Source organism: Vibrio sp. 811 (assembly GCF_033339195.1).
Genome location: NZ_JAWOUB010000014.1, coordinates 1 through 25,520, shown reverse-complemented (window position 1 = coordinate 25,520; position 25,520 = coordinate 1). Strand labels below are relative to the sequence as shown.

Here is a 25,520-nt window from a genome sequence, read left to right as displayed (position 1 = left end):
TGAGATCAGTTACCCACGGCTTGCACAATTCTGATCTGTTTTTCATCCGGTATTTCTTGGTAAGACAGTACCCGGAGATTAGGTATTGTGTTCTTCACAAATTTTGCCAATGTCGAGCGTAATACACCGGAAGTAAGCAGAACGGCAGGTTCGCCTTTCAGTTCTTGTTCCTGTGTCGCTTGGCTTAGTGAAGACTGCAATCGCTCAGCGAGTCCCGGTTCAATCCCCGCGGATTCGCCTCCTGATGCTTGCATAGTTTGATGCAATATTTGTTCCAGTTCGGGGATCAAAGTAATCACTGGTAACTCAGGCTCTATACCATTGATTTCTTGAACAATTAGACGTTTAAGACTAATTCGAACTGCTGCCGTCAATATGTCAGCTTCTTGACTCTTACTTGAGTACTCAGCCAAAGTTTGAACAATCGTGCGAATATCGCGGATTGGAATGGCCTCGTTTAACAAGTTTTGTAGGACTTTCACCACCACACCTAATGGTAATTGGTCAGGAACAAAGTTCTCGACCAACTTAGGCGCGCTGCGTCCTAACATTTCTAATAAATTCTCTACTTCTTCATGACCAATTAGCTGTGACGCGTTGTTGGTCAATAGCTGGCTCAGGTGCGTCGCTAATACCGTTGATGAATCAACAACCGTATAACCTAAGGCCTGAGCGTGCTCACGCTGATCTTCTCGGATCCATACGGCTTCCAGTCCAAAAGCAGGGTCAATGGTTGGCTCACCATCAATCATGCCATACACCTGACCTGGGTTAATCGCTAGCTCTTGATCCGGACGAATCTCTGCTTCGCCCACCGCAACCCCCATCAATGTAATTCGGTAACTGTTTGGGGTCAGCTCAAGATTGTCGCGAATATGAACCGCTGGAATTAGGAACCCAAAATCTTGCGATAACTTTTTACGCACGCCTTTTACGCGCTCTAACAGTTCCCCACCTTGGTCTCTGTCCACCAAAGGGATTAAGCGATAACCGACTTCCAAGCCAATAATATCGACTGGCTGGACGTCATCCCAAGACAGTTCGCGCTGTGATGAAGGTTCTGTACCTTCATCTGCCGTTGCTGGTAAAGCGGGCTCTTTCGCTTTCTGCTTCTGCCGTTTGTCGATGAAATATGCCGCTGCACCGGCCGCGACTGCCAGGCTCAAAAACGCAAAGTGCGGCATGCCCGGTACGATGCCCATCACACCAAGAATAGCTGCAGTAATCATCAGCGCTTTTGGGTTGTCGAACATCTGGAAGACCAGTTGTTCACCCATGTCTTCATCGGTGTTTTGGCGCGTCACCATCATTGCCGCTGCAATCGACAGTAATAACGATGGGATTTGTGCGACCAAACCATCACCGATTGTCAGTAAGGTATAGATTTCAATCGCTTCACCGAAACCCAATCCATACTGCGCCATACCGATCGACAGACCGCCGACGATGTTGATAAACAGAATCAAAATACCGGCAATCGCGTCCCCTTTTACGAACTTCGAGGCACCATCCATCGAGCCATAGAAATCCGCTTCTTTGGTCACTTCAAAACGACGAACTCTTGCCTGCTCTTGGTCTATCAATCCGGCATTCAAGTCCGCATCAATCGCCATTTGCTTACCCGGCAACGCATCAAGCGTAAAGCGAGCACTTACCTCAGAGATACGACCCGCACCTTTGGTCACCACCATAAAGTTGATGATCATTAAGATGAGGAAAACCACTAGGCCGACCGCGTAGTTACCACCAATAACGACGTTACCGAACGCCTCAATTACGTTACCTGCCGCATTACCGCCTTCATGACCATGCAGTAAGACGACACGAGTCGAGGCAACGTTCAAAGCCAAGCGGAGCAACGTGGCGATCAGCAATACCGTTGGAAAAGCAGCGAAGTCCAAAGGGCGACGTGTGTAAACGGTCACTAACAACACCACCATCGACAGCGCGATGTTAAAGGTGAAGAACATATCCAGCAAAAATGCTGGAATCGGCAGTACCACCATCGCTAGGGTGGCCAAAACCATCACCGGAGCACCAATAGCTGGCATTTCACGTTGAGGGATTCGTGGCAATTTATCTGCAAACGGCAGGCTTAACTTCATACTGCGAGAGATCTCAATCGATTGAAGCGTCACGTAAGCTCTTACTATTAATACGCGACCGCTTTAGCCTAAAAGTTTAGGTAGGGTTGATAATTAAAGCGTTTTAAGCAATCTATGTACCATAATTAGCGCCAAAATAATGACTAAACACTCAAATAGAGCTTAGCTTTTGATCAAACGAGCTTTTTTAAGGCTTTACCGCTTTTCGTATCAATGGCGGTGTTCGGGTGGGATTGGCAAATCATAATCTTGAATTTTCGGGCGCTGTCCACCTCGTTTTCGGTATTGCTTCAATTGGAATACAAATGCCAAAACCTGAGCGACGGCAGTAAATAACCCATCGGGGATCTCTTGCTCGAGTTCTGTCGTGTGGTACAACGCACGAGCCAAAGGTGGTGCGGGCACAATCGTAATGTCATGTTCGCGGGCGACTTCTCGAATCTTCATCGCCATGTGGTCAGTACCTTTAGCGATCACGACTGGCGCACGGTCTGTCTTCTGTTTATAACGAAGCGCTACCGAGAAGTGCTCTGGGTTAGTAACAATAACATCAGCTTGAGGAACATCCGCCATCATTCGACGTTGAGCAGCTTCCCTTTGCAACATACGAATACGGCCTTTCACTTCCGGCTTACCTTCAGTCTCTTTGTATTCGTCTTTGACTTCTTGCTTGGTCATTTTTAACTGATCGGCGTGCTGCCAAATTTGAAATGGAATATCGATGGCAACCACAATCAATAGCGAGCAACTGATCAGCAAAATAAAGTTCAGCAAAATATCTAAAGCATGGAAGATGTTTTGCGGATACACATCCATACTCAATTGAATCAGATCGGCCTGCGATGCTTGGATCAAATAGATGGCGACACCAGTGACCAGAACCACTTTAAGGATTGATTTGATCAACTCTACCCAGCTTTGCATTCCAACCATTCGCTTTAAACCGCTAAGCGGATTCATTTTCGACAGCTTGGGCATGGCCGCTTGGGCAGAAAAACTGATTCCTCCCACACCTGCTGCTCCAATCATGGCGGCGGTAAACAATGTCGCTAACACCAAAAATAGTGGGAACAACAAATCACTCATCGCGCCCAAAGCGATATCAAACAGTTTTGCAGTATCGAAAATCTCTTCTCGTTGAAGATCAAATAAACGGCTCATGATGGAAAACAATGAACGTGCTAACGCCTCGCCAAACCACATCAATGAAATGGCGCCAACGATCAGCACAGATGCTGATGCCAGCTCTTTAGATCGAGCGACCTGCCCCTTTTCTCTGGCTTGTTGTAACCGTCGGGGCGTGGCTTCTTCGGTGCGTTCCTGACCGTCTGATTCTGCCAAATCTTAGCACTCCAAGCGAATAAGCCGACAAATCTGCGCCTCACCCACTGTCCAGAACATTTCATAATGACTGTATAGACCAGCCAGTATGTACCAACAAAGTAATAGACCCACCATCAAAGCAAAAGCAAAACCAAGCGAGAAGATATTCAGCTGTGGTGCGGCACGGGTCATTACACCAAACGACAAGTTAATGGTCAGTAGTGCAATAATGCCGGATAGAGACATACTCAGTGCCGTTTGTAACATAATACCAAGCCAGCCTGCCATTTCACGGAAATCAACCGCGTTGAGCGAGCCGGAGCCAATCGGCAAAGTTTTGAAACTGAACACCACCAATTGCAGCATTTTTAAGTGTCCATCGGTGGCAAGGAAAAACATTGTCGTTAAGAACATGAATAACTGGCCAAGCAATGGCGTGTTCTGACCATTTGCGGGATCAACCATAGAAGCAAAGCCCAAACTTGATTGCATACCCAATATTTGACCAAGTAGGACAAAGGTTTGAATCATAAATTGAGTAACCATACCCATCGCTATGCCGATGATCATTTGCTCGGCAATGGTCATGAAGCCACGAAACGAGAGTAGCTCAATGTCTTGAGGTACGGCGGGGATGGCAGGCATGACAGCGAAAGTGATGGCTAAACCGAGGTAAAGGCGGATTCTTGGCGAAACAAATCGGGCCCCGGTTACTGTCATCACCATTAACATGGATGAGATACGAACATAGGGCCAGAAGTAGTTTGCGATCCAATCTAAGACAACGCTAGTGGGGTACTCCATAGGCGCCTCTAATAAAGCACCTGAGGTAAGCGTTCAATCAAGCCATAAAAATATTCCATCAACATTTGCGTCATCCAATGCCCAAACAGCATCAGGGCCAAAAGCGTGACAATCAAACGCGGTAAGAAGCTCAATGTTTGTTCGTTGATGGATGTCGCAGCTTGAAAAATCGCGACTACAAGGCCGATAAGCAAGCTTGGGATGATAATAGCGCAGACCATGATAAGCACCATCCAAAGTGCTTCACGGAAAAGCTCGACAAACATTTCTGGTGTCATGTCTTATCCTCTATCTGCGCTTATCTAAAGGGCAAAGCTGCCCGCAAGTGTCGAGAGTATCAAGTTCCAACCATCGACCAATACGAACAACATCAACTTGAACGGCAACGAAACAATCATTGGTGACAACATCATCATACCCATTGCCATCAGTACCGAAGCGACTACAAGGTCAATGATCAAAAACGGCAAGAAGAGCATAAAGCCAATTTGGAATGCAGTTTTTAGCTCTGAGGTGATAAAAGCCGGAATCAATACCGCCATCGACACATCTTCTGGATCCTCGACTTGCTCTCCTGACATGGTTACAAACGTCTCCAAATCTTTGATTCGGGTCTGCTTAAGCATGAATGCTTTCATTGGCGCTTGTGCAGCATCAAACGCTTCTCGCGCCGTGACTTGCTCGTTCAAATAAGGCTGAACAGCTTTGTCGTTGATTTCGTTCAGGACAGGAGACATAACAAAAAAGGTCAAAAACAGCGCAATACCAATAATGACCTGATTAGAAGGCGTTTGTTGCAAACCCATTGCCTGACGCAATATCGACATCACCACCACAATTCGAGTGAACGAGGTCATCAGAATCACCATGGCAGGCAAGAAGCCAAGCATGGTCATTAACGCTAAAATTTGTAGTGTAACCGAGTAGTCTTCACTGCCATCAGGGTTCGTGGTCATGGTGAATGCTGGAATACCACCGCCACTAGAAACGGACATAGCACGGCTAGCACCAGTATCACTTTGCATAGCCTGAACTGTAACACTACTTCCATCGGCTAAGTTATCTGGCAGCGCTGACTCCTCTGCTTCAGCAAAGGTAAATGAAGAAAACAGCACGCCGACAAAAAGTAACAACGTACTCAGGAGCAAACGAATTGGATTACCCTTTGTCATGTTTTTTGATCAGCTGGCTAAATTGAGTCGCAAAAGCATTGGTCGCCAACTCTTCCTCTTTCAGTGGCTTATCTAACTTGGCTAAAGTTTGGATCGATTGGCTAGTAATCCCAACCAAAAACTGTTCTTCACCCACTTGAACTACTGCGATTCTTTCTTTTGTACCCACTGGCAACTGACTCACTATACGCAAGCCCTTTTGTTGTCCCATCGCTGGAACTTGCATACGTTTCAGCAACCAAGCCAGCAAAAGAATCACGCCGATTACAAGCACAAGCGAGCCAAGTGTCGTCGCAAGATCCAGATTATTTGGTGCGGCAGCAAATGCATAAGGAGCACTTAGCATTAAGCTCAGTGCTCCAGTGATTTGCTTCAATCGCATTTTGATTGAACGACTCATCTTAACGCAGCTTCTTAATTCGTTCAGTTTGGCTGATCACATCCGTCAAACGGATACCAAACTTATCGTTGACGACCACGACTTCGCCGTGAGCAATCAAAGTACCGTTAACCAATACGTCGAGCGACTCACCGGCTAGACGATCCAACTCAACAACCGAACCTTGGTTAAGCTGCAACAGGTTCCGAATGCTAATTTGAGAACGACCGACTTCCATCGAAATCGTCACCGGGATATCCATAATAGTGTCGAGTTTACGACGCTCATCTTCGCTAATTGGGCTTGAAGTGTCTTTTAGCTCTTCCAGTGGCGCAGCCAATACTTCATCTACGTCTACAGAAGGGGCAGACGGGTCTTCGCCAAGAGCGGCTGCCCATTCGTCTGCTAGCTTTTGATCGTCACTTGGTTCCATTTTTCTATCCTGTGTTACGCCTTACTCATGCCATAGCATGTCAGTTTTATAAGGTATCTTAATGGTCTATATCGTCTTCACTCTCAAGCTCGGACATGATGTCTTTACCTAAGAAAGCTAAATCTGTTTTGACGACATGTGGGCGCTCAATTTCCTCAGAAATTTGCACCGCTAATTTATCTTCCGAACGACCCATTTTTACGCGATAGGTCGGTAGGTCTTCTACAAACATCGTCGCATGTTCTGGCATTTCAATCGGGATGATATCGCCCGGTTGCAGCTCCATGAGATCACGCAAAGAAATGTCTTTTTCGAGCAAGTTCACGCGGAAGTTAACCGGACAATCCATGATCTCTTCACGTAGTGCTGAGCTCCAGCGAACGTCCGTTTCCATCTTGTCGGACTGAACACCTGCATCCAATAGTTCACGGATAGGCTCAACCATGGAGTAAGGCATAACGACATGAAAATCGCCGCCACCGCCGTCAACTTCTATATGGAAGGAACTCACGACAATCACTTCTGTCGGGCTGACAATGTTTGCCATACTCGGGTTTACTTCAGAGTCGAGATATTCGAACTCTACCCCCATCACTGGCGACCACGCTTCTTTATAATCTTCAAATACAATTTTCAGTAACAACTGAATGATGCGGCGTTCCGTTGGGGTAAATTCACGGCCTTCTATTTTGGCGTGAAATCGACCATCACCGCCAAAGAAGTTTTCTACCAGAATAAAGACTAAACGAGCCTCCATGGTGATCAACGCAGTGCCTTTTAACGGACGAAAACGCACCATGTTCAAACTGGTTGGCACGTACAATGTGTTCTGGTATTCACCAAACTTCATCATCTGCACGCCATTGATCGACACCTCTGCCGTTTTACGCAGCATATTAAACAGACTAATACGCATGTGCCGTGCGAAGCGCTCGTTGATAAGTTCGAGCGTCGGCATTCGACCACGTACGATTCTGTCTTGCGACGAGAAATCAAAATTGACGGCACCCTCAGTGTCGTTTTCTATCGGTTCATCGACGTCATCAACATCGTCAACCCCATGCAATAGCGCATCAATTTCGTCTTGGCTTAATAGATCGGTCACGTTTTACCTATTGAATAACAAAATCTGTAAACAGTACTTTTTCAATCACTGGCTTACCGACCGCAGCATTCAGCGCTGCTTTGATATCTTCGGAAGCACGATCGCGCAATTCCACTCGTCCTGTAGGAGAGCGCAATTGATCAACCGTCGCGGAAGCAAACGTTGATAGCATAGAGCTTTCAATCAGTGGCGAATGATACCGCGCCAACTCTTCATTTTCTGCACCACGAACCATTAACTGCGCTTTAATTTGAACCAACCTATCGCGGCTATCCCCAGTAACGTTAAATACAAATGCCTGAGGAAGATTCACATACGCGATGGGCGCAGCATCCGATGCCTTCACTTGAGCCTGTTGAGACGATTCAGCCTGAGCAGGTTCATCAGAGCCCATTAGAAAAAATGCCGCTGCCCCGCCACCAAGTAGTAATACTACAACAGCGATGATGATGATAAGTAACTTGCTTTTTCCTTTCGGCGCATCGGCCCCTTGTAACTGTTCTTCTGCCATTCTTGTCTCTTATTGTTCTTTTGAGTTACCAAGACGTTTTAGTGAGTTGCTTGGTAACCGTATGCCATTACCGTTAAACGGCCTTTTATGCGTAAAAACTAATTCCATCACGCTTTGAAGCGACATTCAAATCCAGATTGACATCAGATTCAAAACCTTCTTCGGACTGCCCAGAAAAACCGCCACTTTGCGCGCTTTGACCATGTTGTTCAGCAGTATACCTACCTTGCTGTTGCCCGCTGTTTTGTTGCTGGACGGAAGAATCAGCCAGCTGCATACCTTGTTGTGCTAGCATTTCTCTCAAACGAGGGAGCGTCTGTTCAATAATGTCACGAGCTTGCGGGTTGTTCACTGTAAAATGTACATTGGCAACGTCATTATTCATGGTCATACGAATTTGCATACGACCTAACTCTGGTGGATCAAGACGAATATCGAGATTTTTCAGATTCTTCGACATCATCATTTGCACTTTTTCCGCAACTTGCTCGTTGGCTAGCTCTTTAGTTAGTTGCAACGGAAGCTGAGCTTGTTGTGCAGCATCAATACGCGCTTGTTGCTGCACATTAATTCCTTGCTGACCTGCCATAGCCTGAAGCTGTCCAGCGAAGCCGTGTTGGTGGTCCGGCTTATCTTGTTTATCCGCAGTCGCCTTTAGCGCACCAGTCGCCAATGCTGCGTTCATCACTTTCTGGCTAATCTCTCCGTCTTTCACACCTTGAAGCGACGTCGGCACTTGCGCGGCTATCAACGTATCGGGCGTTGAAGATAATGCGACTTTATCTCCACTATGAGCAGCTTGTGGCTGGGGTACTTGAGCCGCTGTATGCTGGATTTGCTGAGACACTGCCATAGGTCCAGCCTGGCGAGTTAAGTTATGTTGTACTTGTTGCTCTGCTAGAATCTGTTTAATGTCATTAGGGAGCGCAACAAATTGGGCAAGGTCTTGCTCAGGAATATCCGCCGTGATCGTTCCTTGTTTCAAACCTTCAATGATCTGAGCTTCTTGCTGAGTCAGTGCTTTTCCTTGCGCCAACTTGGTATCTATAATTTCAAGTTCATCCAAGGAGACTCGTGGAAGCGCGTCGATGTTGGAACCATCAACGTCTGTTAACAACGGCGACAGCTCATTAGCAACTTCACCACTGACCGCGCTCTTAGCCGTCGGATGGCTGGCTTGTTTCGCTAGCTCTTGCCAAGCAGCAAACTCAGGCGAAAGTTTGTCGACATCGATAGGTTGACCATTCTTATCTAAAATTGGCTCTAAGTCTTGCCCTGGGATCATCTGTGCTTGTTCAAGCGAATGAACTAATGGCGTTTCATTCAAAGCCAACTCATCAAGGTTTGTCGAAACGGTTGCTTGCTCGTGGAACGAACGTACTAAATTCGCGCTCTGAGGCAAAACTTTGCCACTATCGATGGATGCATTACTCGCATTCAGGGTTTGATTCGCTTGTTCAATTCGACCAAGAAGCTGTTGTCCTTCGCCCATCGTGCTTTTTACGTCCATTGTATTTGATGGGTTACTCGTATCAATTGATGTTGATTTCACTTTTTCGATAGCTTCAACATCAGGCTTCAAAGGTGTGCTGTTGCTCGCCTTTTGTAAACTTGCCTTGTCACTTAGGGTTGCATTCGGTTTGTTTGCTGATGTTTCATCAAAATCATGGGGCCCGTCACTGACGGATTCTTGGCTTTCTTGCGCCAACAATTCGTCCGAGACGTTAGCAGAAGAAGTACTGCCTACATCCGCTCTTTCTTTTTCTTCAACCACTGTCGATTCTGTTGCTACTTTTTCGGGCTTTTGTTTACCAGCAAACGCATCGGTTAACGTTTCTAAAAATCCCTTGCTTTCAGAGCTCTCTGCAGACGCTTTAGCGGACACATCAGAAACTGGCGTCTTGGTAGTCGCAGATACATGGGACAAATTCACACTCATTTAGAAACTCTCGTTCTCGTGGCTCTGAGCGTATCGCTGACAGGCAGCAATACTGGCGGCAAACAAAGGTCAAAAAGACCCGATACTGACAGCTAAAATGCAAAAATCACACCACAATATTGAGCCAATTCTCGGCAAGCTAATAGATGGCATGTTTATGGAACAAACATCAACAGTACTATCCGATAACCTGGTTCCTAACATGATGTACAGCTACTTGATTGACTTTGAAAAACGATAAGCGTAAACAGACACTTGGCTTAACAATTAAGGAATCACTTTGAAGATCACAGAATTACGCCAATATAGAATCAGAGCAGGCAAAACAGAACAGTGGCTAAGTTGGATGAAGGAAGAACTGTTGCCCTATCAACGTTCACAAGGCATGCGTGTACTGAATACTTACGTCCACACTGGTGATGATGGACATGACTATTTTGTTTGGCTTAGAGAGTTCGACAATGAACAAGCACGCCAGGCTCTCTACGAAAAAACATACAACGAGTGGTGGGTTCGCGAGATTCGACCGAAGGTATTTGAGCTAATTGAACAAGACTCAATCAAAGTTACCTTACTTGAATCGGTAGAGATGTAGTCAACTGCAACACCGTAATGCAATATCGAACCGATAACCTTTAGAAACGATGTGGTTTTCGACTGTAAAGTAAGGTGGAAAACTCGTCCATTTGCTTTTGTTCGCGCTTAGCTTCAGCAAGTTGTTTCTCTTTTTCGCGTTTGTCTATCATCCACTCATAGGATTTGCGTTCTTTACGCACGGTTAACCAATATTCTTTACAGTTTTCAACCTGCTCTTTGAAATGACTTTCTGCTTGCTTTTGCTTAGATAAAGTTTCATCTAGCTGGGTAAGGAATCGATTTAAGTGTCCATATTGACTTGCCGTTAGGCCCGCCTGACCACGGTCGACGAGTTGCTGGCAATAATCAAGCCGATACTTTTCAATTTGTTCAACCTGACGGTAATAATCTTCGAGTTCAGAACGCGCTTTGTTCAGTGCAAGCACAGCTTGGTCTTCACGATCCTTAGTTTGCTCAAGTAGAAACTCCATCGCGTTATTCATGCGTTATCACCCACCCAAAATGTTTCTAAGCATATTGACGCACATATCGTATGGCACCGATTCTTTCATACTCTGCTGCAAGTATTCGTCTAACTTCGGTTTCAAAGTAAATGCGCCATCAATAGCAGGATCGGTACCCGGTTTGTACGCTCCAATCGAGACCAAATCTTGATTCTTGCGACAAATAGACAAGACCTGTCGCACCGCTTTTGACATCAGAACGTGCTCTTCGGTCGTGATTTGCGGCATAACACGGCTCACCGACTTCTCGACATCAATCGCCGGATAATGGCCTGCATCCGCCATTTCACGAGAAAGTACAATATGGCCATCAAGAATAGCTCGCGATGCGTCCGCTATCGGATCTTGCAAATCATCCCCTTCGGTCAACACGGTAAAGAACGCCGTAATCGAGCCTTGCTCGGCACTTCCATTACCCGCTCGCTCAACCAGCGCTGGCAGCTTGGCAAATACAGAAGGCGGGTAACCTTTCGTCGCTGGCGGCTCACCAACAGAAAGTGCGATTTCACGCTGTGCTTGTGCAAAACGAGTCAACGAGTCCATCAATAGCAGAACATCTAACCCTTGGTCTCGGAAGTATTCAGCAATCGTTAATGCCGTTTGGCACCCCTTTAAGCGCATTAGAGGTGAAGCATCGGCAGGCGCCGCGACCACCACTGAGCGGCGACGACCGTCCTCACCCAAGATCTCTTCGATGAACTCTTTAACTTCACGTCCACGCTCACCTATCAGGCCGACGACCACAACCTGTGCGGTGGTGCCTCGCGTCATCATGCCAAGCGTGACCGATTTACCCACACCAGAACCTGCAAACAGACCGATACGCTGACCTTTACCAACCGTCAACAAACCATTGATGGCTTTTAGGCCAACATCGAGCGGTTCAGAAATTGGTTTTCGAGCCAACGGGTTGATCGGCTCGGCATTAAAAGAGGCACGGTGATCGGTATACAAAGGGCCAAGTCCATCAAGTGGATTCCCAACCCCGTCTATCACGCGCCCAAGTAACTCCATGCCGACAGGCAAACCAGCGTCACTGGTTAAAGGGGTGACCCTCGCGCCAGGTAAAATGCCCGTAATTTGTTCGCTTGGCATTAAAAATAGGTTGTCACCTGAAAAGCCGACAACCTCGGCTTCCATCTGACCTGACATGGTTTCCACTAAGCATAAACTGCCAATTGGTGCGCGACAGCCGGTCGCTTCCAACGTTAACCCAACCACACGCACCAGTTTGCCAGAGGCGACAGGGCGCGTCGTAAGGCCTTCAACTTTGTAGCTTTTTAAGCGGTCAGCGAGTGCTTGCATGGATTACTCACCCTCTTGATGACGGTTTGCGCCACAAAAGCTGTGCAATACGCTTTTGACGCGTTCTTCCATGCGATAATTAATGCTTGATTCACCGGCTTCAATCTGGACGTCACCTCGATTGAGCGATGGTTCAGCAACTAACGTCCAGTTGCGACAATCAAGGTCTTCTTCACCATAAGCTGAACGAATAATCGCGACATCTTCTGGATTCAGGTGCAAGGTAATAGGGTGGCCTGATATTGGTAGCGCCTCGACCGACTGCTTCACTGTATCTAAAATAATTTGAGGGTTGGTTTGTACTTCAACGTGCACCACTTCTTTGACTAAGCAGAGCACCATATCCACCAGCTGCTTTTCAACCTGAGCATTCATCAACTCCAAAGGTTGAGCAAACTGATTGGCCAAGTTCATAAAAGTTTCAACTTGCTGCTGAATGTATTCTTGCCCTGCAGTTACCCCTTCAGCTTTTCCGAGCTCGAGACCTTCAGCATGGCCGGCTTGCAACCCTTCTTCTTTACCTTTGTCGTAACCTTGCTTAAAGCCAGCTTCCTGACCTTGATGTAAGCCTTCTTGATAAGCACCTTGCTTAATCAGTTCAATTTGCTCTTCGGTTAGCGCAAGTGGCTGCTCTTCTTCAGGCTCATCAAAATTCGGCACCCATCCCGGGTCATAGTTGAACGCGGTTTGTTTTGCTTGTTTGGCTTTAGGCTCGCCATAATCAGGCAGCCCCCAACGTTGAGGTTCGATCATCGAATCATCTTCATCAGGACGGATAAATCCACGTTTTCTATCGCCAGCCATGGGTTACCTATTGTGTGTTCGATTAAGAAGTGAGGGTGCTCCGCAATAGGATAATTGCGAAGCAATAGAAATTATAAGAATTCGTCAGCACCGCCAGACAACATGAGCTCACCAGCATCCGCCATTCGACGGGCAATTGCTAAGATTTCTTTCTGAGCGGCTTCTACATCTGCCACTCGTACTGGCGGCATCGCTTCTATATCATCACGCATCATATCAGCAGCACGTTTAGACATGTTCTTGAAGACTTTCTCACGTAACGAGTCATCTGCACCTTTGAGTGCTTTTTGCAACACGTCTTGTGGTACGTCACGCAGCAACTTCTGAATACCTTGGTCGTCCACTTCGACTAAGTTTTCGAAGACAAACATTAGGTCTTGGATTTGCGTCGCCATGTCTTCGTCCTGATCGCGAATTTGTTCCATTAACAAACCTTCGACGTTGTTGTCTAGGTAGTTCATGATCTCCGCTGCTGCTTTCAGGCCGCCAATTTTGGCTGCTTGTGCACCCGCTTGACCCGCGAACTGTTTCTCCATGATTTCGTTCAGCTCTGCCAATGCTGATGGCTGAACTTCTTCAAGGTTGGCAATACGCATCATCAGATCCAAACGCACGCGCTCAGGGAACTGAGACAAAATCTCTGCAGATTGGTCTGCTTCTAAATAAGATAGTACGATAGTTTGAATCTGTGGGTGTTCATTGACGATAATGCTCGCCACTTGGCGTGGGTCCATCCATTTCAAAGAATCCAAGCCTTTTGAGCCCGTACCAAGTAGGATCTGGTCAACTAAGTTGTTGGCTTTGTCTTCACCAAGAGCGGCAACCAGTGCATTACGCATAAAGTCTTCGCTGCCCATACCAATGTTGGTGTATTTCTGGATATCCTCCAAAAACGCACGATGAACAGCAGATACCTTGTCTTGGCTGAGATCCTTCGCGCGAGCCATCGCACTACCAACACGCTGAACCTGTTTTGGTTCTAGGTGACGGATAATGCCAGCTGCATCTTGTTCATTAAGGCTCAGTAGCAAAATTGCCGCTTTTTCTTCGCCAGTAATGGTTGAAACATCCAGCTCTACTGGCATTCCCGCGGCGTTGTCATCTTGAGGTACGATATCGTTAGCCATTGTCATTCATCCAGTTTTTCACTACTTGAGCAGCCAGTTCAGGTTCATTCGCAACCAGAGCGCGAACCGCTTTCAATACATCTTCATCTTTATGAAGGTTTGGCAAATCAATACTTGAGCCAAACTCGAACAGTTCGCTGCTTTCGATGTCACTACCAATCAAGCTAGTTTCACCATCCGCACCAATCGGCAAGCCGTCTGGTCCGTACATTTCGTCTTCATCATCGCTGGTAGGGTTAAGCAATTTCTTCATTGCTGGGCGAACCAGAACCAACACAACCACAATAATCACTAATGCACTTGCGAACCAACGAACCCAATCACTGAAGTTAGGGTGCTCCCAAATTGGTGGTTCTTCTAGCTGCTCAGCCTCTGGCTCAGCAAACTTTACACTCAATACATTCAGTAAATCGCCACGACCTTGATCAAAGCCGACGGTACCAATTAATACTTGGCGAATGGCATTGATTTCAGATTCGGACATTGGGCTATAAGTCACTTCACCCGTATCAGGGTTAACTTGACGACGGTCTTTAATCGCAACAGAAACGGTCTGACGAGCCACCGTTCCGGTCTGCTTTCGCTCGTGGCTGATGGTGGTATCTAGCTCGAAGTTACGCGTGGACTCTTTACGAACTGAACCCTGCCCCATGACAGAACCATCTTTCATTTGAGCCACATCTTGCGGAATTGAGGCATCCGCTGGAGGCTGATTACTCAACGCACCCGGAATACCCGCTACCATGTTACCGTTATTGTAATCTTCGAGTGCGTACTCACTGCGGGTCGCAGGGGTGTTCGGATCAAAGCGTTTGCGAGTTTGTTCAACCGCACTGAAATCCATTTGGATATCAACCTGCGCCGTATAGTTGCCATAACCTAAAATGGGTAATAGTACGGAATCAATTTTTTCGCGCAGCGCTTGCTCTTGGCTGCGTTCTAATTCTTGTTCTTTGCGTCGCGCCGCAGAAGCGGGATCTTGGGAGCCTGAGCTGAGTAAGCGGCCATGCTGATCTGTGACGGTAATTCGAGAAGTTTTCATTCCCGGCACGGCACTCGCTACCATGTCGACAATAGAATCCACTTCTTGCTGCTTAAGGTTCGTGCCTGTCGACAATGTCAAAAATACCGACGCAGACGCTTCCTGGTTATGACGCACAAACACGCTGTGCTTTGGCAGTGCCAATAACACTCGTGCTTTGCGAACTTGCTTCATTTCTTCAATTGCTTGAGCTAATTGGCGCTCTCGACTGAGTTTGAGACGCTCTTGCTCGAGACGTTGTGAAACACCAAAACCCATGTCTTGCAGCAAAATATCATCGCCCGCTTCTGTAGCTTGGTTAACGCCGGAACGAACCATGCCAAGTTTGATCGAGTTGTACTCACTCGATTCAACAGAAACAGTATTGCCATCAAGCTTATAATTGATTTTCTGCTGGTCCAGATAATCCAGAACGGGGATCAATTCTTCGGTCTCATACGCACCAAGTGGGCGCATCTCCGGTTCTTTGACCCAAAAGAACAGCATCACGATCAATGCAACACAGATGGAGATCGACAGCACAAGCACAACCTGACGAAGTAAATCGAGGTCGCCCACTGCCATATCGAATTTTGACGCACTGCGCTCCTCTAGATCTGGATTTTGACTCTCCACATCCACATCGGAACTTGCTACCAGTGCACCATCTGAGCCGCCTTCAGTGACGGTTAAATCTGTAGACTTGTCTGCCACACTTATTACCTAAATTACACTGGCATGTTCATGAGGTCTTTATATGCCTCAACGAGTTTATTGCGAATTTGAACCGTCGCATCAAAAGCGACACTAGACTTGTTACGAGCGATCATAACGTCAGAAAGGGATACATCGGCATCACCACGATCAAAACGGGTTTGTAAATCACCAGATGCTTTTTGAAGTGTGTTCACGTTATTGATGGCTTTAGTTAGGAGATCGTTAAAATCTGCTCCAACTTTCGCCCCACTTGCAGTAGGAGCCGTATTGGTTGCTTCTACCATCATGGCGCGCATTTCTGCCTGAATACCATCAATTTTCATTAGCACCTCTAAGCCAAAAGATTGACTATTAACAAAACTGATTATTGACACAGCAATTAACGTGCCATAAGACATTGGCAATCAATTTACTTACACTTTTTGTCTTATGGCCGTTGTCTGTGTTAATTCGGGATATCTATACCAGCATCACGCATTTTGGCAAGCTTATAGCGCAAGGTTCGAGGGCTTATACCCAGTTTCTCCGCCATTTCTTTGCGTCGACCATTACACTCAACCAAAGTCTCCAAAATAATGGCGTATTCTTGATCGCGCAGCTCGCTGCCTAAGCCTTCTCCACCAGTTACTGGGCGGCTGACACTCTCAGCTTGAGCAACTGGCTTAACATTGGGCACGACCATATCTGCGTTTTGCACCACGTGTTGCAAGCTATTGGCATCTTGCCAATCTACGCCCTCAAGCAAAATGTGCTCTGCATCGATGTCGCCATTTTCACTTAATATCAGCGCTCGTTGAACCACGTTATCCAATTCACGAACATTACCCGGCCAAGGGTATTGCAATAGTTTTTCTAACGCAACGGTCGAGAATTGAGGCACTGGCATGCCCATTTTGCTGCAATGACGCTCAGCAAGATGCTTGGCAAGCGGTGCAATATCGCCTTTACGTTCTTTAAGTGCAGGCCACGCAATTGGGAATACATTCAGGCGGTAATATAAGTCCTCTCTGAAGTTTCCTTCTGACACGTATTGCTTAAGATCACGGTTACTCGTCGCTAACACACGAACATCTAACTTGATGCTTTTGCGACTGCCTAGGCGCTCTACTTCTCGCTCTTGCAAAACACGCAACAACTTCGCTTGCAGGTTCAAGTCCATCTCACTGATTTCATCAAGTAAGATTGTGCCACCTTGCGCTTGTTCAAACTTTCCTGGGCATGCCTGAACAGCACCAGTAAATGCGCCCTTTTCATAGCCAAACAGTGTTGCTTCGAGCATATTGTCAGGAATCGCGGCACAGTTAATTGCGACAAAAGGACCATTTTTACGATTTGACGCGTTGTGAATATAACGCGACATCACTTCTTTACCTGAGCCACTCGGACCTAGCACCATAACATTCGCATCTGTACGCGCCACTTTATCGGCCAACGCGAGTAAGCGCAGACTTTTCTCATCAGCAACGATAGCATCACCGTTGTCATCATTTTTTATCGGTGCATAACGACTGACCATATTTAGCAACACTTCTGGTGCAAATGGTTTCGCCATGTAGTCAATCGCGCCATCTTTCATTGCAGACACGGCATCTTCAATATTGGCGTACGCCGTCATTAGCAATACTGGTAAGTTAGGCCAGTTCTGCTTGATGCTTTTGAGCAGAGCTAAGCCACCCATACCCGCCATTTGCACATCAGAAACGACGATATCAACCGTATTCGATTTCAGCTTTAACAGTGCATCTTCAGCACAGTCCGCTTCCAACCACTCATACCCTGCCAGAGCCAGAGTATCGACTAGGGCTTCACGAAGACCTTCATCGTCTTCTACGATCAGCACTTTGCTTTGCGCCATTATGATTCTCCAGAAATTGTTATTACCAAAAGCCGCTTATTGCGCTTCTGTTTGCACTCGCTCTAGCGGAATGCACATGGTGAAGCAGGCTCCATCACCCTGCTCTGAAATAAGTTCCAATCGACCGTCATGGGCACGGCAAACCATTTGAACAACTGCCAACCCTAATCCAGTTCCTTGAGAACGTGTGGTAAAAAATGGCTCCATGATTTTGGCTTGCAGTTCTTCGGGCACACCCGGTCCGCTGTCTTGCACAGAAATGCGTAACTCACCATTTACCGGGCGGAAAAAAATATCGACTTGCGATTCTTTACCAGACATTTGAATCGCATTCATGACCAGATTACTTAATGCAGATGCAATGGCGTTCGCATTGCCTAGTAGCTCAGTTTGTTCTTCTTCCACTTCTAGGCAGTAATCAATACTGTTGTTTTTTAGCGCGGTTTCGACCATCGGCTGATATTCCGCTACCAACTGGGCAATCGTAAATGGCTTAATGACTTTATTATCACCACCTTTAGCAAAAAGCAGCATATCATTAACCTGCTTTTCCAAATCGTGCAGTCGATCCATTAATTTGGTTTGGAAGCGATCTTTTGTCGCTGGAGGAAGATTTGGCGCTCCCAAATTGGATGCATATAACATAGCGCTCGACAGCGGCGTTCTTACTTGGTGAGCAAGCGACGCAACCATACGCCCTAACGACGATAAGCGCTGTAAATCACTGACACGAGCTTGAAGTAAACGGGTTTCGGTTAAATCGGTAATCAGGATCAATTGACCTGTTGTGGACGCCGAGATGGCGAGTCGAACTTTACGGCCATTACGTAATGAAACTTCGTGGCCATCATCTTCACGTGGGTCAAACACCGCCTGGATAACGTTGAACCATTTTTCGTTAACCAGTGGAATCTCAAGAATTCGGTGCGCTTCTGGATTTGCTTCACGCACTACTCCGTACGTATCGAGCAAAATCACTCCAGCAGGCATCACATCGAGCACCTGTTTGTAGCGCTCAACCTGATTCTCTACGGAATCTAAATGGGATTGATTGGTGTTGTTATCCATTACTGCCTGTCGAAATATCGCCGCTAAAACTAAAATAGCTTGGTAAGCAATTAGCGTACCAAGCTATTCTTTATATTTATCAGGATGTTAAGCTATCGACAATAAGTTGACACTCAGAGATAACGGTTTTGGATGCCAGAAAAACGATGTTAACTAGCACAAGTGATAATTCAGATATCGTCTTAAAACTTCACTTTACCTAGCGCTGTAAGTTGTACTTACGCATTTTTTCCACCAGCGTAGTACGTCGCATACCCAGCATGTCGGCCGCTCTTGCTACAACACCACCCTGCGCTTCTAATGCTTGGCTGATCATATTAACTTCTAAATCAGCCAGCAGCTCTTTCAAATTAACCCCTTCCGGTGGCAGCGCTTGCGGGGCGTTCATGCTGTGATCAAGGTCGTCTTGATCTTCAAAGCTAAAATCTTCAGAGAAGATATCTTGGAATACATCACGCTCTTGCTCTTCCACCGAAACAAATGGATTGCTCTCTGGTTGGAACTCTGGGATGTCACTGTAGCGATATTTGGTTGGTAGATGGTTTACATCCACCAAGCTATTTGGATACAGAATAATCATTCGCTCAACAAGATTAGCCAACTCGCGTACGTTGCCCGGCCAGTTATGCTCCATCAGTGAGTTGATTGCACGAGGTGTAAAGCAGATAGGTTGTCCGCCTTCCGCCTCTAAACGTGTCATCAGTTCTTGCAGCAGCAATGGTATATCTTGTTTGCGCTCTTTCAGCGCTGGCATCTCAATTGGAAACACGTTCAGACGATAGAACAAGTCTTCTCGGAACGTGCCTTCTTCAATCATATTTTCTAGATTACGGTGTGTCGCCGCCACAACTCGAACATTTACCTTGATGGTACTATTGCCACCTACACGTTCAAAGCAGCGTTCTTGCAATACACGAAGCAACTTTACTTGCATCGACATTGGCATATCGCCAATCTCATCAAGAAAGATCGTGCCACCGTTTGCGAGCTCAAATCGACCTTTACGGGCAGTTAACGCACCAGTAAACGCGCCTTTTTCGTGACCAAACAATTCGCTTTCTAGGAGCTCAGGCGGTATTGCACCACAGTTAATAGGTACAAATGCGCCATCGCGGTATGAAGAATGATAGTGGATGTTACGCGCAACAACTTCTTTACCCGTACCGGACTCACCTAAGATCAACACGTTTGCTTCCGTGTTTGATACTTGCTCGATCAGGTGTCGAACTTCTTGAATACCTCTACTTTGACCAACTAAGCTGCGAAAAAGCGTGTTTTTGCGTGCACTAGCAACAACATTCACTCCTTTTCGCCCCAGAAAATCTTTGCAGTGGCGTAACGCTTCACTAAGCTGTGGGTAATTAAGCGGCAGCTCTAGTTCACCAACAAAATTTGGAAGATCATCAACAGGCAAAGGAAAACGGCCCATGACTAGAAGAGGGATGTGGTAAGCGCTGTTTAAATGAGAGATAACCGTACTCGCCGCTTGACCTGCTGGAATATTACCAACAATACAGCACGACCATACGCTAGACCAATCAACATCGCTGAGCTGATCAGAACTGACCGCTTCGCAATTTTCTCCAACAAATTCCAATATATTGCTTAAATTTAAACGACTTGATGCGTCATCATCAATTACAAGCAGCTTTGCCAAACCATGCATAAGTAAGAATGATTGCCTTTATTTTAGGTGCGTTGCGGCCAAACCTTGATTTGCGCAATTGGGTGCTAAAGAAGGCAGAACCACCACACTCAATTTACGATAGACAAAATAGGAAAATCAGCAACAAAAAAGCCATTAGGGCTACTAATGGCTTCTATTTTATTTGAATATAAAAATAAGGCAACCAAGCAATGGAGAGGTGTGAGCTTGATAGAAACTTTGCTACACAACTCGTTGCGCAATTGACAAATATATTCGTCTAGTATCTTAACGCATTGTTTTGACTATTAAATACCAACTTCAGCAGCGGTAAGATTATGAAACTCTGTTGGGATTTGGTCCCAAGCGGACTTGATCTCACGGATAATGTCGATAACGTCGTCGATCAGCTGAGGCTCATTTTGATGGTTAGCAGCAGAAATTTGCGTGATCATAAACTCATACAGTGAATCTAAGTTTGAAGCAATATCACCACCGTCATCCATAGATAGACAGCTGCGTAGCGCGATAATGATGTCTAACGCTTTACCTAAGCGCTCACCTTTTGCTGGAATATTGCCTGCCTGCATGGCTGCTTTACCTTGAATAAGGCGCTCAATCGCACCAGCCATAAGCATTTGAATGACTTTGTGCGGAGAAGCCGCGCTAAGCTGGCTGTCGACTGATACCTTTTTGTATGCTTGCAAAGAACCGCGCATAGTAATCCTCTTTTAAATAAATTTTTTGTACTGCTGAAGTGAACGCTGGCCATAACGAAACTTATGGAGCTCTTTTCCGACCTTTGACGTTTCCGATTGCATCAGCTCGACAATTCTTTTGGTACGAGTTAGCAATGCTTGCCACTCTGCATCCTGCTTAACCAAAGGATTTTGATGAATAATTGGTAACAGGTTTTGCAATAACCGTTCCCTGATATCGACCAAGCGAAGAATTTCTTCAGCATTAAAATCAATTTTTTCTAATTCTTGCGTAATTAGTTGATCTATATCACTAATTTCCATGAGTTCTTTTTGCATTTATTAACCCAACGCACTCATCAAAGCGCCCAACTGGCCCTGCATTTTACCGGTCGCATCTTGCATCGCGGTAAACTTCGCATGAGTACGCTTCTCTAGGCTTTCCATGCGGCGATCTAATGCCGCTTGATCGTCACTCAAACGGTAGTTTTGTTCTGTGAGACTTTTTTCTCGAGTACGAATACTGCCTGTAATACCTGTGATACCGTGAATCGCATCTTCTACTCGTTTAGCAAAACCTGTGTTGCCACCGAAGAACTTTTCTAACTCGTTGAAGTTATTGTTCAACTGGCGGTCTAACATGTCATAGTTGATTTCTAGGGTGCCTTGACGTGTGGTCGTAATGCCAAATTCTGTTAAGGACTTTAGGTTTTCAGGCGCCTTATCGATTCGAGTAGAAAAGACCGATTTTAATCGTGAATCTGCACTGCGTACGGTGCTGTCACCTGACAACGGCCCTTTTTGACCAGTTACCGGATCCACACTCGCCAACGCTTGGGAGGTTTGATAAAACGAGTTATACGCTGCCACAAAGTTTTCGATATCGTTGCGTACACTTTGACGGTCGTACTCGACACCAATTTCAGCAGGCGGTTTATTCGGTTCTGATTTGCCTTTTAGCGTTAAATCAACACCTTCGATCGCATCTTCAATCACATTGTTGTGGCTAGATAGCTTTGCCACTCCATCAAGCAGAACTTCTGAATCTTGCCCTGCTTGTACTTCTGTCATCCCAAGGTATTCTTCAAAAGCAGATTGTGCCTTTGCGATTTTCGCTTCTGCTTCATCAATTTTTTCCAGACGCTCACGTTCTTGAGGATCAAGTTTAGCGCGATGAATTTGCTTAGCTTGCGCTTCGGAAAGTTCACCACGTGCCACTTTTTCGTCTAACGCTTGCTTTTCACTCGCAATTTTTTGCTCGATTTCCGCTTTTTCTTGCTCAAGAAGCTGCTTAGCCTCTTTCGTCGTAACGTAAGAATCGGTTAGGGTGCCCGATGCGGCATTATTCCAGCCTGGTACATCTGGTGCCTTCTCTATTGCCTTTTCGTCGAGTTCGAGCTCAGGTTCTTCATAAGAGTCCAACAAAGTACCTGACGCAGTTTCTGTCCACCCTGGAATTCTGTCTTCAGGGCGTAAACTCGCGCGTCGGTTGGCTTCATCAATGGCTTCTTGACCAGCTTTGGCTGCTTCTGCACCCGCCGCAGAGATTGGCGCTTGCGATGCATCATCTTGTACATCGTCTGCCGCTTTTTGCTCTTCTGGAGGTAGAGGATTGCCGTTTGCATCCAGCTCTTCTGCTGGTTGTTCCGGAAATTTAAGAGGACCTAAGACATCTTCCGCCGCTGAACGAGCTTCTTCAAGCGCGTTGACGCGGTCTTCAAGTGTCTGGTATTCGAAATATTTAAGAGGGTTGCCTTTTTCTGCCTCCACACTGACTCTGATTTGATGATCCTTACCAGAGAGGTTAGAAGCAAGGATAAGGCGTGGACCTTCGACGTCGTTAATAAGAGATGCACGAACGCCAGGGTTATCTTTAGCGCCATTGATGCCACGTACGACATCGATGAGCTTAGATCGGGAACGAACATCGATATTAAAACGCTCATCACCAAGCGAAATCTGCAGCTTACCAGGGCCAAATTTTGCGTCTTCTGGCAATACGTCAGAAGCGACTTTATGGCTCTGAGCAAGCTGCAACACATCGATAGCATATTTGCCAGCGATAGCATCTGTGGTTGCCGTGGCAGATACAATATTGTCATTGGTCGTTTCGACGGTGCGAACGGCAAATGCTTTCTCCTGACGAAAGTTCGCCATGAGATTTTTCATCGTATCCAATGATTCTCTGAGTCGCCCGTAAGCACTGATACTGGCATTAATTGTCGTGCGTTCGTTGTCGATGCGTTGCTGCTTTGGTACGCGTTCGGCATCCACAATTTTGCTGACCATGGAATTAATATCCATGCCGCCAGACATCCCCAAAGGGCCTAAACTCATCAAATCACCTCTAAAAACGACTTACACTTTTTCAGTCAACAACCCGCTGTTGGCTGTGTGCTCAGCTAGGCGACGCAATACCACTAGCATTTCTTCATCAGGAATTTGACGAATCACGTCACCGGTATTGGCTTCATAAATCGTCACCACATCTCGTCCGGATTCTTCATCCACTCGAAATGCGACTCCTTTGTTTATGGACGTTACAAATTCATTCATTTGTGCGACCAATTTTTCACGTTCTTCCTTGTTCAGTTCTTGACGGCTTTCAGCCATCTCGATCGCAGCTTGAACAGAGAAGTCGTATTCGGTGTTTTTCGCTTTTTGCGGCGAAATCTCACCATTTGAATTTGCTGGGCTAGACGTGCCTATATCATTGCCATTTTTATTTGCAAACTTTGTGCCATTTGGCGTGCCGTAAGGCTGGATGTTCGATGCGTAGGAGGATATATCCATTACAATCTCCCTTCTACCTTATGGGCTAACGATAGAATCTATCGCTTTGGTGCCCCAGCACTAAGGTGTTGACCTCAGGCTGGGTTTACCACTTAGCCCAACAAGCTTAGCGCTGCAGATGGAGACTGCTTCGCTTGAGCCAGGATTGAAGTACTTGCTTGCTGAAGAATTTGCGACTTAGTCATCGCAGTGGTTTCCTTCGCGTAATCAGTATCTTTAATACGGCTTTTAGACGCGTTAACGTTCTCGTTAATGTTGTCTAGGTTGCTGATTGCGTGGTTGAAGCGGTTTTGGAAAGCACCGAGTGAAGCTCGTTGGCTGTCTACGGACTTAAGAGCACCGTCGATAACCGCTACTGCTTCTTGAGAGCCAGCTACTGTGGTTACGTCGATGTCTTTCACTGTTACGTCTTTCGGGCCACCAAAGCCGATCTCGTCTGCTAGGTTGCCAGAAAACTCAACATCACCTTCAACTTTTTGAGAAGAAGCAAATACTTGTAGTTTGCCATCTTCGCCAACAGAGGCTTTTACATCATCGTTTTGACCGTTGATGTATGTCGCTAGCTGCTCAATATCATCGCCTTGCTTAGCGCTGATTGATAGCTCTTTCTCTTCACCCTGCTTGTTGGTGTAGCTCATTTTGAACTCTGTTTTCTCACCAACAGTCCAAGATGCGTCTTTACCCTCTTCTGCTGCGTAGCTCTTACCACCCATTGCTGAAGTGTCTGAGCGTAGGTTACCCATAGAAAGCATCACTGCTTCACCTGAGTCCGCACCGATTTGGAAAGACTGAGTACCGTAAGTACCGTTTAGAAGCTTGTTACCACCGAAAGAGGTAGTTTCAGCAATACGGTTTAGCTCGTCGTTTAGCGCTGTTACTTCTTCTTGGATCGCTACACGTTCTGCTTTTGAGTTAGAGCCGTTCGCCGATTGAAGCGAAAGATCACGCATACGTTGTAGGATGTTGGTAGATTCATTCATTGCACCTTCAGCAACCTGTGCAATAGAAATACCGTCGTTTGCGTTTTTCACTGCCATGTCTAGGCCACGGCTTTGTGCATTCAAGCGGTTTGAAATCTGTAGACCTGCAGCATCATCTTTCGCGCTATTGATTTTATAACCCGAAGACAAACGCTCCATTGATTTTTGTTGACCGTCAGCTGCCTGGTTTAGGTAACGCTGTGCAGTCATCGCAGAAACGTTAGTATTAACGTTAATCGCCATAATTGATCTCCTTAAGGCTTTAGTGAATGTACCGTCGTGTCTCTCACCTCACTTAGGTACATCTCATTTCTCTCAGTCCCTTTAACGGCGACCGATGAATATCCTTTAGAAGAAATTTTCAATTTTTTGCGATTATTTTCTTTGGCTTACTGAAATGTGATGAAGCTCTAATGTCGTGATTCGCAGAAATCCTGGGGCCCCAAAAGACAGAAAAAAACCCAGCCGAAGCTGGGTTTACTCGCTCATCTCTCACCACGAGCCAATGAGGTTCTCGTCTTAGGTTTGAAATTAACCTAGCAGACTTAGCGCTGAGTTTGGCGCTTGTTTCGCTTGCGCAAGGATTGAGCTTGACGCTTGCGATAGAATTTGTGATTTGGTCATTGCCGTCGTTTC

Annotated in this window: 27 protein-coding genes; 2 read left to right on the top strand and 25 right to left on the bottom strand. The window is 46.3% G+C overall.

The features are described from left to right. Positions 1-5 precede the first annotated feature (5 nt). The 10 genes from flhA to R7Q46_RS18125 form a co-directional block, all read right to left on the bottom strand. Positions 6-2,105, bottom strand: coding sequence for a flagellar biosynthesis protein FlhA (gene flhA / locus R7Q46_RS18170; RefSeq protein ID WP_025998722.1), 2,100 nt, complete (start codon positions 2,103-2,105; stop codon positions 6-8). 210 nt (positions 2,106-2,315) lie between these two features. Continuing rightward, the gene (gene flhB, locus R7Q46_RS18165) at positions 2,316-3,446 is read right to left on the bottom strand and encodes a flagellar biosynthesis protein FlhB (protein WP_005380490.1); all 1,131 of its coding nucleotides are present in this window, start codon (positions 3,444-3,446) and stop codon (positions 2,316-2,318) included. A 3-nt stretch (positions 3,447-3,449) separates the two neighbouring features. Continuing rightward, positions 3,450-4,232: a flagellar biosynthetic protein FliR gene (gene fliR, locus R7Q46_RS18160; protein ID WP_318077676.1), complete on the bottom strand. Its 783-nt coding sequence runs from the start codon at positions 4,230-4,232 to the stop codon at positions 3,450-3,452. 8 nt (positions 4,233-4,240) lie between these two features. Next, positions 4,241-4,510: a flagellar biosynthesis protein FliQ gene (gene fliQ / locus R7Q46_RS18155; RefSeq protein WP_005380488.1), complete on the bottom strand. Its 270-nt coding sequence runs from the start codon at positions 4,508-4,510 to the stop codon at positions 4,241-4,243. A gap of 24 nt (positions 4,511-4,534) precedes the next feature. Beyond that, positions 4,535-5,404 carry a flagellar type III secretion system pore protein FliP gene (gene fliP, locus R7Q46_RS18150; RefSeq protein ID WP_005384464.1) on the bottom strand — a complete coding sequence of 290 codons (870 nt, stop codon included), beginning with the start codon at positions 5,402-5,404 and terminating at the stop codon, positions 4,535-4,537. Continuing rightward, entirely contained in the window at positions 5,391-5,804 is a 414-nt protein-coding gene (fliO, locus tag R7Q46_RS18145; protein WP_005380480.1) for a flagellar biosynthetic protein FliO, read from the bottom strand. Before fliO ends, fliP begins: the two co-directional genes overlap by 14 nt. A 1-nt stretch (position 5,805) precedes the next feature. Continuing rightward, entirely contained in the window at positions 5,806-6,216 is a 411-nt protein-coding gene (gene fliN / locus R7Q46_RS18140; RefSeq protein ID WP_005380479.1) for a flagellar motor switch protein FliN, read from the bottom strand. A gap of 58 nt (positions 6,217-6,274) precedes the next feature. After that, positions 6,275-7,321, bottom strand: a complete 1,047-nt coding sequence (fliM, locus tag R7Q46_RS18135; protein WP_005380478.1) for a flagellar motor switch protein FliM — start codon at positions 7,319-7,321, stop codon at positions 6,275-6,277. A gap of 7 nt (positions 7,322-7,328) precedes the next feature. Next, positions 7,329-7,832: a flagellar basal body-associated protein FliL gene (gene fliL / locus R7Q46_RS18130; RefSeq protein ID WP_005380477.1), complete on the bottom strand. Its 504-nt coding sequence runs from the start codon at positions 7,830-7,832 to the stop codon at positions 7,329-7,331. An 85-nt stretch (positions 7,833-7,917) separates the two neighbouring features. After that, a complete protein-coding gene (locus tag R7Q46_RS18125) occupies positions 7,918-9,771 on the bottom strand; it encodes a flagellar hook-length control protein FliK (RefSeq protein WP_318077675.1) in 1,854 nt (617 codons plus the stop codon). 97 nt (positions 9,772-9,868) lie between these two features. Between R7Q46_RS18125 and R7Q46_RS18120 the strand changes: the two genes are divergently transcribed. Both R7Q46_RS18120 and R7Q46_RS18115 read left to right on the top strand, forming a co-directional pair. Then, entirely contained in the window at positions 9,869-10,012 is a 144-nt protein-coding gene (locus tag R7Q46_RS18120; protein WP_170897464.1) for a hypothetical protein, read from the top strand. Positions 10,013-10,051: 39 nt separating this feature from the next. Next, positions 10,052-10,366, top strand: a complete 315-nt coding sequence (locus tag R7Q46_RS18115; RefSeq protein WP_005380475.1) for an NIPSNAP family protein — start codon at positions 10,052-10,054, stop codon at positions 10,364-10,366. A gap of 40 nt (positions 10,367-10,406) precedes the next feature. Here the strand turns inward: R7Q46_RS18115 and fliJ are convergent, their stop codons facing one another. The 15 genes from fliJ to R7Q46_RS18040 all read right to left on the bottom strand — a co-directional run. Then, positions 10,407-10,850 (bottom strand): flagellar export protein FliJ, encoded by a 444-nt coding sequence (fliJ, locus tag R7Q46_RS18110; RefSeq protein ID WP_005380474.1) that lies wholly within the window; start codon positions 10,848-10,850, stop codon positions 10,407-10,409. 6 nt (positions 10,851-10,856) lie between these two features. After that, a complete protein-coding gene (gene fliI / locus R7Q46_RS18105; RefSeq protein WP_005384474.1) occupies positions 10,857-12,176 on the bottom strand; it encodes a flagellar protein export ATPase FliI in 1,320 nt (439 codons plus the stop codon). 3 nt (positions 12,177-12,179) lie between these two features. Next, entirely contained in the window at positions 12,180-12,980 is an 801-nt protein-coding gene (gene fliH / locus R7Q46_RS18100) for a flagellar assembly protein FliH (protein ID WP_005380472.1), read from the bottom strand. 71 nt (positions 12,981-13,051) lie between these two features. Next, on the bottom strand, positions 13,052-14,107 hold the full coding sequence (gene fliG, locus R7Q46_RS18095) for a flagellar motor switch protein FliG (RefSeq protein WP_005380470.1): 1,056 nt from the start codon (positions 14,105-14,107) through the stop codon (positions 13,052-13,054). Further along, positions 14,100-15,842, bottom strand: a complete 1,743-nt coding sequence (fliF, locus tag R7Q46_RS18090; RefSeq protein ID WP_318077674.1) for a flagellar basal-body MS-ring/collar protein FliF — start codon at positions 15,840-15,842, stop codon at positions 14,100-14,102. The genes fliG and fliF overlap by 8 nt, the downstream gene beginning before the upstream one ends. 14 nt (positions 15,843-15,856) lie before the next feature. Continuing rightward, on the bottom strand, positions 15,857-16,168 hold the full coding sequence (fliE, locus tag R7Q46_RS18085; protein WP_005384482.1) for a flagellar hook-basal body complex protein FliE: 312 nt from the start codon (positions 16,166-16,168) through the stop codon (positions 15,857-15,859). Positions 16,169-16,290: 122 nt separating this feature from the next. Continuing rightward, on the bottom strand, positions 16,291-17,700 hold the full coding sequence (locus tag R7Q46_RS18080; protein ID WP_318077673.1) for a sigma-54 dependent transcriptional regulator: 1,410 nt from the start codon (positions 17,698-17,700) through the stop codon (positions 16,291-16,293). 36 nt (positions 17,701-17,736) lie between these two features. Next, positions 17,737-18,768: a sensor histidine kinase gene (locus R7Q46_RS18075; protein ID WP_005380459.1), complete on the bottom strand. Its 1,032-nt coding sequence runs from the start codon at positions 18,766-18,768 to the stop codon at positions 17,737-17,739. Positions 18,769-18,967: 199 nt separating this feature from the next. After that, positions 18,968-20,434 (bottom strand): sigma-54 dependent transcriptional regulator, encoded by a 1,467-nt coding sequence (locus R7Q46_RS18070; RefSeq protein WP_318077672.1) that lies wholly within the window; start codon positions 20,432-20,434, stop codon positions 18,968-18,970. 287 nt (positions 20,435-20,721) lie between these two features. Then, entirely contained in the window at positions 20,722-21,132 is a 411-nt protein-coding gene (fliS, locus tag R7Q46_RS18065; RefSeq protein ID WP_005380457.1) for a flagellar export chaperone FliS, read from the bottom strand. A gap of 12 nt (positions 21,133-21,144) precedes the next feature. Then, on the bottom strand, positions 21,145-21,450 hold the full coding sequence (locus R7Q46_RS18060; protein WP_005380456.1) for a flagellar protein FliT: 306 nt from the start codon (positions 21,448-21,450) through the stop codon (positions 21,145-21,147). Positions 21,451-21,453: 3 nt separating this feature from the next. Beyond that, positions 21,454-23,448, bottom strand: coding sequence for a flagellar filament capping protein FliD (gene fliD, locus R7Q46_RS18055; protein ID WP_047102855.1), 1,995 nt, complete (start codon positions 23,446-23,448; stop codon positions 21,454-21,456). A 21-nt stretch (positions 23,449-23,469) separates the two neighbouring features. Beyond that, positions 23,470-23,904: a flagellar protein FlaG gene (flaG, locus tag R7Q46_RS18050; protein WP_005384493.1), complete on the bottom strand. Its 435-nt coding sequence runs from the start codon at positions 23,902-23,904 to the stop codon at positions 23,470-23,472. A 92-nt stretch (positions 23,905-23,996) separates the two neighbouring features. Continuing rightward, positions 23,997-25,127 carry a flagellin gene (locus tag R7Q46_RS18045; RefSeq protein WP_005380449.1) on the bottom strand — a complete coding sequence of 377 codons (1,131 nt, stop codon included), beginning with the start codon at positions 25,125-25,127 and terminating at the stop codon, positions 23,997-23,999. Positions 25,128-25,415: 288 nt separating this feature from the next. Further along, the coding region (locus R7Q46_RS18040) for a flagellin (protein ID WP_254661342.1) at positions 25,416-25,520 on the bottom strand (105 nt) is incomplete at its 5' end.

Excerpts from the sequence above, each read along its gene's own strand:
- R7Q46_RS18070 (WP_318077672.1), bottom strand. The coding sequence starts at position 20,434 with ATGCATGGTTTGGCAAAGCTGCTTGTAATTGATGATGACGCATCAAGT.
- fliD (WP_047102855.1), bottom strand. The coding sequence starts at position 23,448 with ATGAGTTTAGGCCCTTTGGGGATGTCTGGCGGCATGGATATTAATTCC.
- fliR (WP_318077676.1), bottom strand. The coding sequence starts at position 4,232 with ATGGAGTACCCCACTAGCGTTGTCTTAGATTGGATCGCAAACTACTTC.
- fliL (WP_005380477.1), bottom strand. The coding sequence starts at position 7,832 with ATGGCAGAAGAACAGTTACAAGGGGCCGATGCGCCGAAAGGAAAAAGC.
- fliO (WP_005380480.1), bottom strand. The coding sequence starts at position 5,804 with ATGAGTCGTTCAATCAAAATGCGATTGAAGCAAATCACTGGAGCACTG.
- fliN (WP_005380479.1), bottom strand. The coding sequence starts at position 6,216 with ATGGAACCAAGTGACGATCAAAAGCTAGCAGACGAATGGGCAGCCGCT.
- fliI (WP_005384474.1), bottom strand. The coding sequence starts at position 12,176 with ATGCAAGCACTCGCTGACCGCTTAAAAAGCTACAAAGTTGAAGGCCTT.
- flhA (WP_025998722.1), bottom strand. The coding sequence starts at position 2,105 with ATGAAGTTAAGCCTGCCGTTTGCAGATAAATTGCCACGAATCCCTCAA.
- fliQ (WP_005380488.1), bottom strand. The coding sequence starts at position 4,510 with ATGACACCAGAAATGTTTGTCGAGCTTTTCCGTGAAGCACTTTGGATG.
- R7Q46_RS18075 (WP_005380459.1), bottom strand. The coding sequence starts at position 18,768 with ATGGATAACAACACCAATCAATCCCATTTAGATTCCGTAGAGAATCAG.
- R7Q46_RS18125 (WP_318077675.1), bottom strand. The coding sequence starts at position 9,771 with ATGAGTGTGAATTTGTCCCATGTATCTGCGACTACCAAGACGCCAGTT.
- flaG (WP_005384493.1), bottom strand. The coding sequence starts at position 23,904 with ATGGATATATCCTCCTACGCATCGAACATCCAGCCTTACGGCACGCCA.
- fliG (WP_005380470.1), bottom strand. The coding sequence starts at position 14,107 with ATGGCTAACGATATCGTACCTCAAGATGACAACGCCGCGGGAATGCCA.
- fliE (WP_005384482.1), bottom strand. The coding sequence starts at position 16,168 with ATGAAAATTGATGGTATTCAGGCAGAAATGCGCGCCATGATGGTAGAA.
- R7Q46_RS18045 (WP_005380449.1), bottom strand. The coding sequence starts at position 25,127 with ATGGCGATTAACGTTAATACTAACGTTTCTGCGATGACTGCACAGCGT.
- fliH (WP_005380472.1), bottom strand. The coding sequence starts at position 12,980 with ATGGCTGGCGATAGAAAACGTGGATTTATCCGTCCTGATGAAGATGAT.
- R7Q46_RS18120 (WP_170897464.1), top strand. The coding sequence starts at position 9,869 with ATGCAAAAATCACACCACAATATTGAGCCAATTCTCGGCAAGCTAATA.
- R7Q46_RS18060 (WP_005380456.1), bottom strand. The coding sequence starts at position 21,450 with ATGCAAAAAGAACTCATGGAAATTAGTGATATAGATCAACTAATTACG.
- fliP (WP_005384464.1), bottom strand. The coding sequence starts at position 5,404 with ATGACAAAGGGTAATCCAATTCGTTTGCTCCTGAGTACGTTGTTACTT.
- fliS (WP_005380457.1), bottom strand. The coding sequence starts at position 21,132 with ATGCGCGGTTCTTTGCAAGCATACAAAAAGGTATCAGTCGACAGCCAG.
- fliJ (WP_005380474.1), bottom strand. The coding sequence starts at position 10,850 with ATGAATAACGCGATGGAGTTTCTACTTGAGCAAACTAAGGATCGTGAA.
- R7Q46_RS18080 (WP_318077673.1), bottom strand. The coding sequence starts at position 17,700 with ATGGCGCAAAGCAAAGTGCTGATCGTAGAAGACGATGAAGGTCTTCGT.